This is a genomic window from Rothia terrae (assembly GCF_012396615.1).
GTDB lineage: Bacteria > Actinomycetota > Actinomycetes > Actinomycetales > Micrococcaceae > Rothia > Rothia terrae.
On sequence record NZ_JAAXPV010000001.1, the window covers coordinates 1 to 13,585 of the forward strand.

At 52.5% G+C, this 13,585-nt stretch carries 8 protein-coding genes; 4 read left to right on the plus strand and 4 right to left on the minus strand.

Annotated features, from left to right (window positions below; translation table 11 throughout):
- Positions 1-343 precede the first annotated feature (343 nt).
- The 3 genes from HF984_RS00005 to ftsY form a co-directional block, all read right to left on the minus strand.
- Positions 344-682, minus strand: a complete 339-nt coding sequence (locus HF984_RS00005) for a P-II family nitrogen regulator (protein WP_168613635.1) — start codon at positions 680-682, stop codon at positions 344-346.
- Positions 683-685: 3 nt separating this feature from the next.
- The gene (locus HF984_RS00010; RefSeq protein WP_168613636.1) at positions 686-1,951 is read right to left on the minus strand and encodes an ammonium transporter; all 1,266 of its coding nucleotides are present in this window, start codon (positions 1,949-1,951) and stop codon (positions 686-688) included.
- A gap of 274 nt (positions 1,952-2,225) precedes the next feature.
- On the minus strand, positions 2,226-3,314 hold the full coding sequence (gene ftsY, locus HF984_RS00015; protein WP_168613637.1) for a signal recognition particle-docking protein FtsY: 1,089 nt from the start codon (positions 3,312-3,314) through the stop codon (positions 2,226-2,228).
- A gap of 245 nt (positions 3,315-3,559) precedes the next feature.
- Between ftsY and HF984_RS00020 the strand changes: the two genes are divergently transcribed.
- Positions 3,560-4,912, plus strand: coding sequence for an MFS transporter (locus HF984_RS00020; protein ID WP_168613638.1), 1,353 nt, complete (start codon positions 3,560-3,562; stop codon positions 4,910-4,912).
- An 83-nt stretch (positions 4,913-4,995) separates the two neighbouring features.
- Here HF984_RS00020 and smc read toward each other — a convergent pair whose 3' ends face one another.
- On the minus strand, positions 4,996-8,442 hold the full coding sequence (gene smc / locus HF984_RS00025; RefSeq protein WP_168613639.1) for a chromosome segregation protein SMC: 3,447 nt from the start codon (positions 8,440-8,442) through the stop codon (positions 4,996-4,998).
- A 284-nt stretch (positions 8,443-8,726) separates the two neighbouring features.
- Here smc and HF984_RS00030 point away from each other — a divergent pair, with 284 nt between their 5' ends.
- From HF984_RS00030 to HF984_RS00040, 3 genes are all read left to right on the plus strand, one after another.
- A complete protein-coding gene (locus tag HF984_RS00030; protein WP_168613640.1) occupies positions 8,727-9,758 on the plus strand; it encodes a 3-oxoacyl-ACP synthase III in 1,032 nt (343 codons plus the stop codon).
- A 65-nt stretch (positions 9,759-9,823) separates the two neighbouring features.
- Positions 9,824-12,493, plus strand: a complete 2,670-nt coding sequence (locus HF984_RS00035; RefSeq protein ID WP_168613641.1) for an alpha/beta fold hydrolase — start codon at positions 9,824-9,826, stop codon at positions 12,491-12,493.
- On the plus strand, positions 12,493-13,557 hold the full coding sequence (locus HF984_RS00040; protein WP_168613642.1) for an NAD-dependent epimerase/dehydratase family protein: 1,065 nt from the start codon (positions 12,493-12,495) through the stop codon (positions 13,555-13,557). The genes HF984_RS00035 and HF984_RS00040 overlap by 1 nt, the downstream gene beginning before the upstream one ends.
- Positions 13,558-13,585 lie beyond the last annotated feature (28 nt).

Consider the following 13,585-nt stretch of genomic DNA (forward strand, 5'->3'; position numbering starts at 1 on the left):
GCGCGCGGCCCCCCCCCCCCCCCCCCGTTCAAACCGTCGCCGTACGAGCCCCAAGGACATATCTCCTTGCACGTAGCCCAGCTTGATACGTTGAGATGGGGCAAGTCCCCCTCTTTTGGCTGCTTGCAAGAGCGACGATATAGCCTCAAAATCATCAATCGACGCGTTCACCATTGAATAACTTGCCATCATAACACCCCTTATTTATTTTACGAGTAAAGTTTTTACTCTTCTATCTAAACACTTTAGACACAAAATTTCAGCTACCCCTTCATCCCCTATTTCAACGCAAAAGGACGCGAGCGCCTCAGCACCCGCGTCCTTGCACCAGAAGAATCAGCACCTAAAGGGCTGCGCTACCTCGCTCCCCCGTACGGATTCTAATCACCTCATCAACTGTTGAAATCCAGATCTTTCCGTCGCCCGGTAAACCTGTATTTGCTGCTGCAATAATGATTTCAACAATATCCTGAGCCCTCTGCTCGGTGGTCACGATTTCCAACCGAACCTTTGGAAGCAGACTCACGGTGAACTCCTGACCGCGATAGACCTCAACATGGCCACGTTGTTTTCCATAACCAGATGCTTCAGTCACTGTCATGCCCGAAACCCCGAAGGCCTCCAGCTCAGCATGAATTTCCTGAAATTTTTCTGGCTGAATCAAAGCGGTGATCAGTTTCATGGGCTACTCCCCTAGACTCTTCAAAAAATTACCCGACGTACCGGGTACAAATGAATAGGCTGTTTCAGCGTGCTGCGCCAAATCAATTCCTTGAATTTCCTGCTTTTCACTCACGCGGAATCCAATGGTGCGATGAACCAGGTACGCAATCGCAAGCGTCATGACAGCCGAGAAAATCATCGAAAGAATAGTAGCTACCGTCTGGGTTACTAACAATCCAAAACCCCCGCCGTAGAAAAGTCCAGCTTGTCCAGTGTCTGGGGTAGCAACAAAGCCCAGCGCTAAGGTGCCAATAATTCCAGATACAAGGTGTACGCCCACAACATCCAGGGAATCATCGTAACCCCACTTGTACTTCACACCCACCGCGTACGCCGAAGCTACACCGGATATCAGCCCCAGCACGATTGCCCAAATTGGGGCAATATTTGCGCATGCAGGAGTAATTGCCACTAATCCCGCCACGATACCGGATGCGCCGCCCAGCGAGGTCGCATGACCATCGCGGAAACGTTCGAGCGCTGTCCAACCCAGCATTGCGGCCCCGGGTGTTACTAAGGTATTAGTCCAAATCAGACCGGTCTGCACTACGCTATCTGCTGCACCCGCGTTGAAGCCGAACCATCCAAACCACAGCACAGCCGCACCAAGCATCACGAACGGTAAGTTGTGCGGTCGATGGTTAGGATCTTTGCCGAACCCCTGACGTGCACCAAGAATCACCGCGAGAACCAAACCCGCAACACCCGCGTTAATGTGAATGACCAAACCGCCCGCAAAATCAATAGCTTCACCAAATACCGAGCCGATAAGACCTTCATCTGAGAAGAGCCCACCACCCCACACCATAAACGCAAGCGGACAGTACACCAAAGTAATCCACAATGGAACAAATGCTATCCAGGCACTAAATTTAGCGCGATCAGCTACAGACCCAGAAATAATGGCCACAGCAATAATGGCGAAGGTTGAGCTAAAACCCACCGTCAATAGTTGTTCAGGCGAATCATGGAGCAGTTGCATCACCCCGAAATTAGAAAAAGGCGAACCCACAATTTCAGGAATCAGCGCCGGTTCGATGCTCATAGAATAACCCCACAGCACCCAGATAACCCCGACCAATCCCATCGCGATAAAAGACATCATCATCATGTTCAATGCGGCTTTGGCGCGGGTCATTCCGCTATAGAAAAAAGCAAGACCAGGCGTCATCAATAGCACCATTGCCGATGCAACAATACTCCACACGTTCTCGGCAGACAGTTCCATATCATCCCCGTTTTCGTTGTAGTGCGTATGTGATGTCTCTATTCAACGGGAGCAGTGTTTCGGTTTCTACGCCGGTACGTAACGCTCAGGTTACTGATGCATGTTCAGTGTTGCAGTTGTGTATCAGCACGTTTCAGCGGTGTTACAGAGGTTAGAAATACGTTACGCCAGCACCAGTTACCGCTGACTTATTGCACCGCAAACACAAAAAGGGGTGGCACTTCAAAAGAAGTGCCACCCCTTGCACAGGTAGGTGAATCAAACAGCTATTGATCTAGTCAATAAGTGCGTCCACAAAACCTTCAGCATCAAACGGAGCCAAATCATCCGGGCCCTCACCCAAGCCAACGAGTTTGACCGGAACGCCCAGAGTTTCCTGAATGGCAACCACGATGCCGCCCTTCGCTGTTCCATCAAGCTTGGTCAGAACAATACCGGTAATATCGACAACTTCAGCGAAAACCTTTGCCTGTACCATACCGTTCTGGCCGGTCGTCGCATCAATTACCAACAGAACTTCGGTAACGGGTGCTTCTTTTTCGACAACACGCTTAATCTTGCCCAGCTGATCCATAAGACCAGCCTTGTTCTGCAAGCGTCCTGCGGTATCAATCATGACGGTATCAACACCACGCTGTTTACCTTCCTTGATAGTTTCGAAGGCCACGGACGCGGGATCAGCACCGTCCTTCTCGCTACGGACGGTTTCAACACCAACACGGTTGCCCCAGGTCTGTAGCTGATCAGCTGCCGCCGCACGGAAGGTATCTGCTGCACCGAGCAACAGCTGCTTATCTTCAGCGACCATGACGCGTGCCAGTTTGCCAACGGTCGTAGTTTTACCTACGCCGTTGACGCCAACCACCAAAACAACGCCGGGATTACCGTCAGCACCATCGAGCTTCAAAGAACGGTCAAGGTCGGGGTTAACAACCTTCAAAAGTTCCTCACGCAACATCTGCTTCACGTGTGCCGGGTCTTCGGTTCCTTCTACACGGACTCGAGATTGCAAAGCCTCCACAAGACGCATGGACGGCTCTGAACCGAGGTCAGCCATGAGCAAGGTTTCTTCGACCTCGTCCCAGACGTCCTGATCGATTTTGTCGCGAGAAAGTAGCGCTAAAAGCCCCTTGCCCAGCATATTGTTGGAACGAGCCAAGCGTTCTCGCAGTCGAACCAGACGCCCAGCTACCGGAGCAGGTGAATCTACCGAAGGCTTACCGTCAGCAGGATCATTAGCATCTCGGGTGCTTGAGTAGCCGCCTGGAGGGGCCTTGGGACCGCGCATCAGCACAGTAGCCAAACCCACCAAAACAGCGACGCCAAGCACAATGTACAAAATAAGCGTCAAAGTATCATTCATGTTCTCTAGCTTGCCACAAATTAGTTTTGGCATGTGGGTTTTCTAGCCGTGAGCTCATCACAACTGAGATCAGAGACAAAACGTAAGCTCGCTTACTGCAACCCCTCCATTAGGAATGGGCAAAGATCGACGCAGGACTTGAGACCCTTATAAATAAACCCCGCTTTACTTGAGGAATATTTTTTACATACTTGAATGTTAAAAGATGTCAGAAGATACGTAACGAACCCACACAGATTGTCACTATGTCAGGCTATGAACAAGACCCCAAAACGGGAGTTATCAACTCAATCGCACCCGAAACCGGGCTACTGCCGGTTATCGCTTCAGAAGAGGCAACGGCTCCCCCGTCAGTAGAAAAACCAAAAGTCCCCGAGCAGATCAAGGTAATGATTGTTGCATCATTCCTTATTGCACTCGGGTTTGGTCTCATCGCACCGGTTCTCCCCCGCTATGCCACAAGCTTCAATGTGGGCACCGCAATTGCCGGTGTTGTTATCTCGATTTTTGCCTTTACCCGTCTGCTCTTCGCTCCCGGCGCTGGCAAGCTTATTGAAAAGTTCACGGAACGTCCCGTCTACATCGCAGGACTTTTGATTGTTGCTGTTGGCTCTCTTGCCACAGCCTTTGCGCCTAACATCTGGTTTTTGCTCGCAGCCAGAGCCTTTGGCGGCGTCGGATCAGTCATGTTCTCGGTTTCAGCAATGGGTTTGCTGGTTCGTCTCTCTCCCCCGACTATTCGCGGACGCGTCAGCGGTTACTACGCAACATCATTTTTGCTGGGTAACATTTTGGGTCCTGTCGCGGGTGCGTTGGCTACACCCCTGGGCATGCGAGTACCCTTTGTCGCATACGCCGTTTTGCTCTTTGCCGCATCCGCCGTACTGTTTTTGCGACTCAAAGATACCGGCATGACCACCACCATGATGCGTGCGCAGGTGAACCCACCGCTCACCTTCCGGAATGCTTTAAAATTCAGTAACTATCGGGCAGCGCTCGCAGGTAACTTTGCTGTTGGCTGGGTTGCCTTGGGCATTCGTGTCTCGCTGATTCCTTTGGCAGCTATTTCAGTCATGACGATGGTCTCTGGCGAAGGCGTCAACGTTGATAACCAGGCCGCTTTCTTGGCGGGTTTTGCGATGGCTGCATACGCCGTAGGTAACGCGTTTGCACAGAATATTGCCGGAAAATTTAGTGACCGTTCCGGACGTCGCCCCTTTGTATTTGCCGGGCTCATCATTGCTGGTATCAGCACAATTTTCTTTGGCTTCGCTTCGCATCCGATCTGGTTTGTTGGCCTGTCTGTGGTCACCGGTATCGGCACCGGCATTTTGGCGCCCGCGATGCAGGCGTCCATTGCGGATATTATCGGCAACAAGCGCTCCGGCGGTTCGGTGCTGGCGTCCTCTCAGATGTTTTCTGATGTTGGGCAGATTGTTGGTCCAATCTTAGCCGGCGCTATCGCCGATGCGGCGGGCTTCGGCTGGGCATTTGGTGTATCGGGTGCGCTCATGATTTTGACGTCGGTACTCTGGTTACCCGCCATGCGCCCTAGCTACCCCGCTGATCTGGCGGACGAAGAATATACCGGCCGCTAAGCGTCCTCATCTCACTAAAAAGTGCCCCAAGGTGTTCTTGGGGCACTTTTTTAAAATAAAACTTAGGGCTAAGGGCGGTACAGCTATGCCAGCAGTTCTCTGAGCTGTTCGATTCTCTGGCTAACTACAGTGCTGACGCCGTCGTGCATAGCGATTCCGTAGAGGACTTCCGCAGCTTCCATCGTGCGGGTTTTATGCGTCACCATCACCAGCTGTGATTGCTGTGAAAGCTCCTTGAGGATATCCAACAGGCGTGAAAGATTGCGGTCATCAAGAGCTGCCTCAACCTCATCCAGCACATAAAACGGGGCGGGACGAGCCATAAAGATTGCAATTAAAAGCGCCAACGATGCCAGCGACCTCTCGCCACCAGACAGCAACGATAGACGCTTGACCTTTTTACCTGCTGGACGCGCGTGAACTTCGATGCCTGTGTCTAGTAAGTTGGTGGGGTCGGTGAGGACGAGGGTGCCTTCGCCTCCTGGGAAAAGACGCGGAAAAATCACCTCGTAATTGTTTTTAACCTCGGTGAAAACAGATTCAAAGAGCGTGGCAATATGCGTATTGACGTCCTTCATAATGGCACGCAGATCAGCACGTGATGATTTGAGGTCATTTAACTGCTCGTTCATGAACCTGTGGCGTTCTTGAAGGGCTTCATACTCCTCAAGCGCCAGGGGGTTTACCGCCCCTAGATTCTGTAACTGTTGAGTCAGCTTTTCAAGGGTCAGCAGAGTCTGGTCGCTGTCATAGTTTTCAAGGTGCTCTTCATAGCGTTCAACGAGCTGGCTGGCTGTTTTACCTGAAATCTCTAAGGATTTCTGGCTCAGGTCTTCATACCTGGTTTCTAGGCGAGCGTGTTGAATTTTGTACTCTGAAACCTGCGTTGAGAGCGATGATAGCTGGGCTTGTAGGATAGTCTTTTCGGAAGTTTTGCGTTCTTGTTGTTTGGCTAGGTCTGCTAGTTTCTTTTGCGCGTGTACCAGCGCATCTTCTTCATGTTTGTGAGCTGTTTTTAACGCTTGTTGAAGCAGGATAGCTTTCTTTTTAGCCACCCGGGCTTTGTGCGCCCTCTGCTCACCGAGCTCTTGACGCTGCAACGCCCGGTTGAACTCACCTAGAGCTTGATTCAGCTCTTGGTTACTCGTTTGGAGACCCTTTTTGGCGCGTGTGAGACTTTCTTCGGATGCTTGCGCGCGACTGGTAGCGGCATCAAGCACAGACTGGACGCGGTTGACTCGTTGCTGAACCTGGTTTTGACGCTTTTCAAGTGCGCTTATATCGCGGTCGACAGGTCGCTGCTGACCGATCAAATCGAGTGTTGTTTTCAGCTCTCGCTGAGCGTCCTTTACGCGCTGCTGGGCAGTCTCTACCAAATGACTCTGCCGCTTAATGTGGCTTTCAAGAGTCGCCAGACGCGATTCGAAGGCGGCAGTCTCGCGGTGTAATTTTTCAGCTTCACCTCGTGCCGCGCCGAGGTGGCGAAGCACTTCTTTTTCCTCGGTGCGAGCGTCAGCCAGAGTTTTCTCGGCGGCCTGCACTGTTTCACTCGATTCCAGCACCCGACGCTGAATGTTCTCCAGTTGCTGAGACACCTTTTCAAAATCGTGCTGCAGTTGCACCGCAGAGCTAGCAGCACGGGGGTAAATCACCGACCAGTTGCTGATTCTGACACCTGCACGGGTAACCGCCACGAATCCGGTGTTTTTCTCCACGAAGGAATGAGCGTCCTCGATATTTTCTGTCACAACATAGTACCCCAGTGCAGCGCGAACAATAGGCTCGGCATCTGCGTCGGCGTCAATGACCTCAAGAATTGGCCTGACGTTTTTCTCTGCACAATCAGGTAGCGAAGAATGCGCCGAAGGGCTGAAGACGACAGATACCTCTGTGACTTTTCCGGCGGTACGTACTGTCTGACGTTCGACCACATAGGCTTCGGCAATATCGCCTAAAGCTACGGCAACAGCCTCATCCCACCCGTCTTCGACGCTGAATCGTTTGAAAAGCTGCTGCGCTTTAGCCGGGGCGTCCTGCGATGCTTTACTAGCTAGGGCACGGTGAAGGGTAGCTTTTTCAGCGATGTGGGTCGCCTCTAAAGTAGTGATTTTTGCATGCTCAGTGCGAGCCCTCTCAAGATTCTGACGCGCAGATGAACGGCGCTTTTGAACGCTCTCATGCTGCTCTTGCGTTTGACGAACCTTATTTTTAGCGTCCTGGAGAGCTGAGCGGTGTTCTTGAAGAATCGCGGTCGCATTAGACTTCAATTCGATAATTTCATCTAGTTCTTGACCGCGTTCTTGAGCCTCTGCCTCCGCTCGCGTTGCGCGTGCCCGGTGAGCAGCTAGTTCCTCTGTAAGCTCCGCCTTGCGTTGACGCTCTGCCTGAATCTGCTTGTGAACACTACGCACTGCTTGAGACGCTTTGTCATAATCTTCCGCCGCGACCTGCTGCTTTATACCCGCGACAAAGACTTGCTCAGCTACGAGTACTTTGTGTGCACTCAGATCCGAAGCGTCCTGCTGCGCTTGATTCACACGTGCGCGAGCGCTCGCCAGCGCCCGCTGATAAGGCGTGATATCAATTTCTGAGCGCGTTGAGCGTTCATGGGCTAAATCAATAAGTCCTGCGATTTGAGATTCTAAAGCTGAGATTTTTTGCAGTCTGTTCTCAATGGAACGTTCTATCTCTTGCGCTTCAGAGAACGTTTTTCTAAAGACGCCGCTGTTTTCTTGAGCAGTTTTGTCCTCAGCCGTTAGCTGTTCAAAAACATCGTGGGCTTGTGCCTGTTGCTCCGAAATTCTCTCGATGTCCTGAGAAAGATTTTTGATGTCAACTGCAAGTTGTACAGATTGCAGTTCACGGATTCCTGCCTGAATTTTGGAGGCTTCGCGTGCTGATTCTGCTTGTTCACTTAAAGGTTCTAGCTGGTGCTCGAGTTCTTTGACTAGATCTTCGACGCGAGTGAGGTTTTCGCGCATGGACTCTAGTTTGCGCGCGGTTTTATCCTGGCGACGACGGTGTCTGTTAATTCCTGCAGCTTCTTCAAGTAGGACGCGTCGCTGTTCTGCCGAGGCGTAGAGCAGTTGATCGAGTTGCCCCTGCCCGACCAAAACATGAAGGTTTTTACCTAAACCTGCTCCTGACAGCAGTTCTTGAATATCAGCTAGGCGGGCTGGTTCGCCGTTAATTTCGTACTCAGAGCCACCTGTCCGGAACATGGTGCGAGAAATCTCCACCTCTGAATACGGAGCATCGAGTTCTCCATCTGAGTTATCGAAAGTGACACTCACTTTCGCGCGTCCCAAAGCAGAGCGCTGGCCGGCACCCGCGAAGATTACGTCCTGCATCGAACCGCCACGCAAATTTTTGGTGCCTTGCTCACCCAGCACCCAGGAAAGCGCGTCCACAACGTTTGATTTGCCCGAACCGTTAGGGCCAACAATCGCACTCATGCCCCGGTCAAAAGTGAAGGTAGTTGCAGATGCGAATGATTTGAATCCGCGAATGGTGAGCGAGGTCAGGTGCACGAAAGAACTTCCCCAATCGGTATCAATAAGCAAGTAGTACCCAGAGTACCGCAGGTCGCTAACTCGCTCTGTCGATTACGGCTCCTGCAAGTGTCACATCAATGACCACGTAGCAATACAAAACACTGTGATATTGCCCCATCAGTGAAATACCCAGTAGGCTTTGACTAAAGTATTAGAATCTTAGGTAATTGTGTACTGCCAGATGTGCATACATTCTTATTCTGTTCACTCATTAGACGAGAAGTGAACACCGATATTCCAGGTACGAAAGCTCCAATAGATTGACCAGAAACTCAGATATTCGACACGCGAACGCATCGCTGATTTCAATTGCAAATGAAATCCCCTCGAAGGTGGTGCCCTCTTCATACTTCGAAGATGAGCTGTCTGACACCTATAAGCGTTTGGGACTTCCCAAAGGCCTACTTGAACGCTTGGCGGGCATTAAAGAGCGTCGCGCATGGCCCGAGGGTATGCACTTTGAAAACGGCGTTGTAGCGGCTGCTGAAAAAGCTATTGCGCGTGCGGGTATCGACAAAGATCAGATTGGTCTGATTATCAATGCTTCGGTCACTCGTGACAACCTTGAGCCTGCAGTTGCAGTGGGTATTCATGACCGTTTGGGACTGCCGCGTCACGCTCTAGATTTCGATATCACCAACGCATGCCTAGGCTTTGTGAACGCCATTACCGTGGCTTCTTCAATGATTGATGCTGGCGCTATCAAGTATGCTCTGATCGTTTCTGGGGAAGACCCTTCACCGTGGCACCGTACCGCTTTGCGCATCCTGAATAACCCTGAAACTACCCGTGACGATGTTCTTGCCCAGTTTGCTTCACTCACTTTGGGTTCTGGTGCTGCGGCGGCAATTATTGGTCCTACCGATTTGCATCCCGATGCTCATAAGATTGTCGGCACTGTTTCTCGCGCAGGTACTGAACACCGCGATTTGTGCATTGGTGGTGAGGCTGATCAGGGCATGAATACCGATGCTGCCGGTCTGTTGAAGCACGGTCTGCAACTGGTTGCTGAAGCATGGAAGGAAGCTCAGGAAAACGGCTGGGACTGGTCAAACATGGACTCCATCGTGACCCACCAGGTTTCAAACGCGCACACCAACGCCATTATTGAAGCCGTTGATTTGGACCGCAGTAAACTTCCGCTGACCTTCCCTGTCTGGGGTAACGTGGCGTCCGCTGCACTCCCGATGACGCTAGCAGAAGAAGCTGCGGGGTATTCCAAGGGCGATCGCATCCTGTGCCTCGGTGTTGGCTCCGGTTTGAACACCGCTCTCATGGAAATTATTTGGTAATCAAGTTTTCTCACTAAGGACGCGCCGTCAAAAGCGCGTCCTTCTACCGTTAAGAAAGTATTTTGATGGCAACCGTAACTTTTGATCCTGCCACTTGGCCCGGAGTAGACCCCCTCTGGTCGAAAACTCTTGAGGTGGCATCCACTGCGCCCGTTGAGAAGGCTGGCACCACCCGCACGTGGCATTACCTCGATAATATTGATGCACTCGGTTCACGCGATTACGTGGGCACTGTTTTTTGTGTGCACGGTAATCCCACGTGGTCTTATCTGTGGCGCTCCGTTCTTTCAGCAGCAACCCAAGCGGAGCACCCCTGGCGCGTGATTGCAGTTGATCAGATCGATATGGGCTTTTCAGAACGAACGGGAACCGTTCGCAGCTTAGCTGACCGCGTCCGCGACCTCTCAGATTTTTCTGCTGCGGTAGGCCTGAATTCAACCGACAAACCTGTAGTGACCATGGCGCATGACTGGGGTGGGCTGATCTCACTGGGTTGGGCGCTTGAGCACCGCGAGCTCGTCAACGGCGTCATGCTCACCAACACCGGCGTCTTTCACGATCACCGTGAGAATCTGCCCTCAGCCTTACGTTTGGCCCTGGCTCCTAAGGTCCATCCTGTTGCCACCTCAAAGACCACTGCGTTCTTGGACGTCACGCTAGGTCTTGTGCAGGGTGGTCTCGATTCTGATATTCGAGCAACCTATCGAGCTCCCTACAAAACTGAAGAGCGTCGCGCTGCCATCCAGAATTTTGTCGGAGATATTCCCTTCGGCCCCGAAACCGCCTCCCACCCGCACATGGTGCGTATTGCTGAAGGCATCAAAGAACTCAACGTTCCCGCTTTCTTCCAATGGGGCACTAAAGACCCGGTGTTCCAGCGCAAATACATGATGGATCTTATGCGCCGTATGCCGCAGGCCCAGGTTCACCGCTATGAAAACGCCTCGCACCTTGTAGCTGAAGATGAAGATATTGCTACTCCTGCACTCAACTGGCTCACCCAGAATTTTGTGAACGAAAAAACCGCACGTCAGTTGCACACCGAAGAACGCGCACGGCTGCATCAGGGACTCACCACCGAGTACTCCCCCATGATTGCCGAGCTATTCTCGCGATCCAACGACTCAAGCCTCGCTGTCATTGATATGGGTGGCGACGGCAGTTCCGCGGTTGCTCGTCTCAGCTGGGCTGACCTAGCCGCTGAGGTCAACCGCATCGCTTACGGTCTTACCCAGCTGGGCGTGAAACGTGGCGACCGCATCAATCTGATGGTTCCTCCCGGATCTAAACTGACAGCTTTGCTCTACGCATGCCTGAAAATCGGCGCTGTGATCGTCGTTGCCGATACCGGTTTGGGAGCTAAGGGACTCACCCGTGCACTCAAAGGTGCTCAACCGGACTACATTGTGGGCATCAAAACCGCGCTGGTCGCGGCAAAGACCTTGGGCTGGCCTGGCAAGCGCATCAGCGCCGATAAGCTTCCCGCACCTGCATTGAAGGCTCTTGGTGCTATTGCTTCGGTTACAGATTTTGCGCCGACCGCGATGTTTGAGATTGAGCAGGTTGATCCTGACGCCGATGCAGCAGTCCTCTACACCTCCGGCTCTACGGGACCGGCAAAGGGTGTTGTATACACGCATCGTCAGATGGCAGGAATGCGCGACACCATCAAAAACACCTATTCCCTTACTGCTGGCACCGGTCTAGTCGCAGGCTTCGCTCCGTTTGCTCTGCTCGGGCCAGCGTTGGGTTGTACCTCCGTCACTCCGAAGATGGATGTCACCAAGCCCAAAACGCTCTCTGCTTCGGCGCTCGCATCGGCAGCTCATGCTATCCAAGCAACCGCAATCTTTGCATCTCCCGCTGCACTAGTGAACGTGGTGGCTACGTCTTCTAATCTGAACAAAGAGCAACGCTCAGCCTTGAAGAACATAGACCTGTTGCTTTCAGCAGGCGCGCCCATTCCCATGCCTCTGCTAGAGAAGGTCAGCGCAATTTTGCCCAACGCATCATTGCATACCCCTTACGGCATGACTGAGGCTCTACCGGTAACCGATGTTGATTTCCAGAGTATTCGTGAAGCCCAACAAGATGCTGAGACCTCAGTGCCCGGTGCTGGCAATGGTGTATGCGTTGGAACCCCTGTATACGGTGCTCAGATTCTTGTGGCTCCCCTGGATTCTCGCGGTGAAGCCACAGGAACCCCGACCACCGAGGCCGGTATTACCGGCGAGATTATGGTCAGTGCCCCGCACGTGAAAGACCGTTACGATACCTTGTGGGTTACAGAAGAAGTTTCTATTCAGAACCCCGGCTGGCACCGCACCGGTGATATCGGTCATTTCGATGCTTCAGGACGCCTGTGGGTAGAAGGACGCCTGACTCACGTGATGGTGACGTCAGCCGGTGTTCTCACTCCCGTCGCTGCCGAGCTAGCTACTGAAGAAGTCGAAGGCGTCAAGCGCGCTGCTGTTGTGAGCGTTGGTCCCGTATCAGTAGCAACCCCGGTTGCGGTCATCGAGACTGTTGAAAAGACCAAGGCCGGCCAGGCCCCGTTCGGCCTGACACAGCGCATCCGTCAGCATGTTCTATCGACGACCGGTATTGAACTATCCGCTGTGCTCGTCGTTGATGAGCACCCTACCGATGTCCGTCACAACTCAAAGATTGATCGCCCCGCTCTTGCGCAGTGGGCAGAGAAAACCTTGACCGGTAAGAAAGCGAAGTTGAAGTAATGACTGCTTTTTCACAGCATCCGCTGAGCGAGAATTCATTCGCGAAAGAACGCAATGAACGCGTGTTGGTGACCGGCGCATCAGGTATGCTCGGCCGCGAAGTAGCTCTCAAGCTGTTGCGCGACGGTTATCAGGTTCGTGTGCTTCAACGCTCGGACGCTCAGCTAGAGTCGCTGCTTCCTGCCTCTGTAGTATCCCGCGTTAGCCAGGTTCGCGGCTCTGTATCTGATGCTGCAACCGTTGACAGCGCTATGCAGGACGTTGACGGAATCATCCATATCGCGGCTAAGGTATCGGTTTCTGGCGCGTGGGACGATTACGTTGAAGCAAATATCGTGGGAACACGCACCGTGATTGAGACCGCTAAACAACACGGTGTGAAGAAGTTTATTTACGTCTCTTCACCGTCTGTTGCTCACGCAGGTTCCTCATTGGTGGGTGAAGGCAACACCGCTGCTAGCCCTGAACACGCCCGCGGCAATTACGCACGGTCTAAAGCGTACGCTGAGCAACTAGCTCTAGAATCTGATGCTGCAGACTTCCGCGTTGGCGTTTTGCGTCCGCATCTTATCTGGGGTCCCGGTGATACCCAGTTGGTAGAACGTCTGATTGAGCGTAGCGCCGCCGGGCGTCTGCCACTTCTTGATGGTGGCACCGGACTCATTGATACTGTCTACATCGATAACGCTGTGGACGCTGTTGTTGCCGGGTACGAACGCATTGAGCATATTCACGGACAACCATTGGTAGTCACCAATGGTCAGCCGCGTACCGTCGCTGAGCTGCTTACTGGCTTTGCCGAAGCTGCTGGTGTTCAGGCACCGTCCAAGAGCATTCCGGCAAAACTAGCTTATGCGGCAGGAAAAGTCATCGAAAAGGCTTGGGAGATTAAACCCGGCGAGGATGAACCGCCCATGACAGCCTTTTTGGCGGAACAGCTATCGACTGCGCACTGGTTTGATCAGCGTAAAACCCGCGAGCTTCTCAATTGGACGCCTGGCGTTTCTATTGAAGAAGGTTACGAACGCCTGCGTCAGTTCTACACGGGACGTTACACGCGATAATCTGCTCAAAGAGCATTTTGTATAACTG

What these genes read in the sequence shown, in the direction of transcription:
- HF984_RS00010 (WP_168613636.1), bottom strand. Translation starts at nt 1,951, where the DNA reads ATGGAACTGTCTGCCGAGAACGTGTGGAGTATTGTTGCATCGGCAATG.
- HF984_RS00005 (WP_168613635.1), bottom strand. Translation starts at nt 682, where the DNA reads ATGAAACTGATCACCGCTTTGATTCAGCCAGAAAAATTTCAGGAAATT.
- HF984_RS00035 (WP_168613641.1), top strand. Translation starts at nt 9,824, where the DNA reads ATGGCAACCGTAACTTTTGATCCTGCCACTTGGCCCGGAGTAGACCCC.
- HF984_RS00020 (WP_168613638.1), top strand. Translation starts at nt 3,560, where the DNA reads ATGTCAGGCTATGAACAAGACCCCAAAACGGGAGTTATCAACTCAATC.
- ftsY (WP_168613637.1), bottom strand. Translation starts at nt 3,314, where the DNA reads ATGAATGATACTTTGACGCTTATTTTGTACATTGTGCTTGGCGTCGCT.
- HF984_RS00040 (WP_168613642.1), top strand. Translation starts at nt 12,493, where the DNA reads ATGACTGCTTTTTCACAGCATCCGCTGAGCGAGAATTCATTCGCGAAA.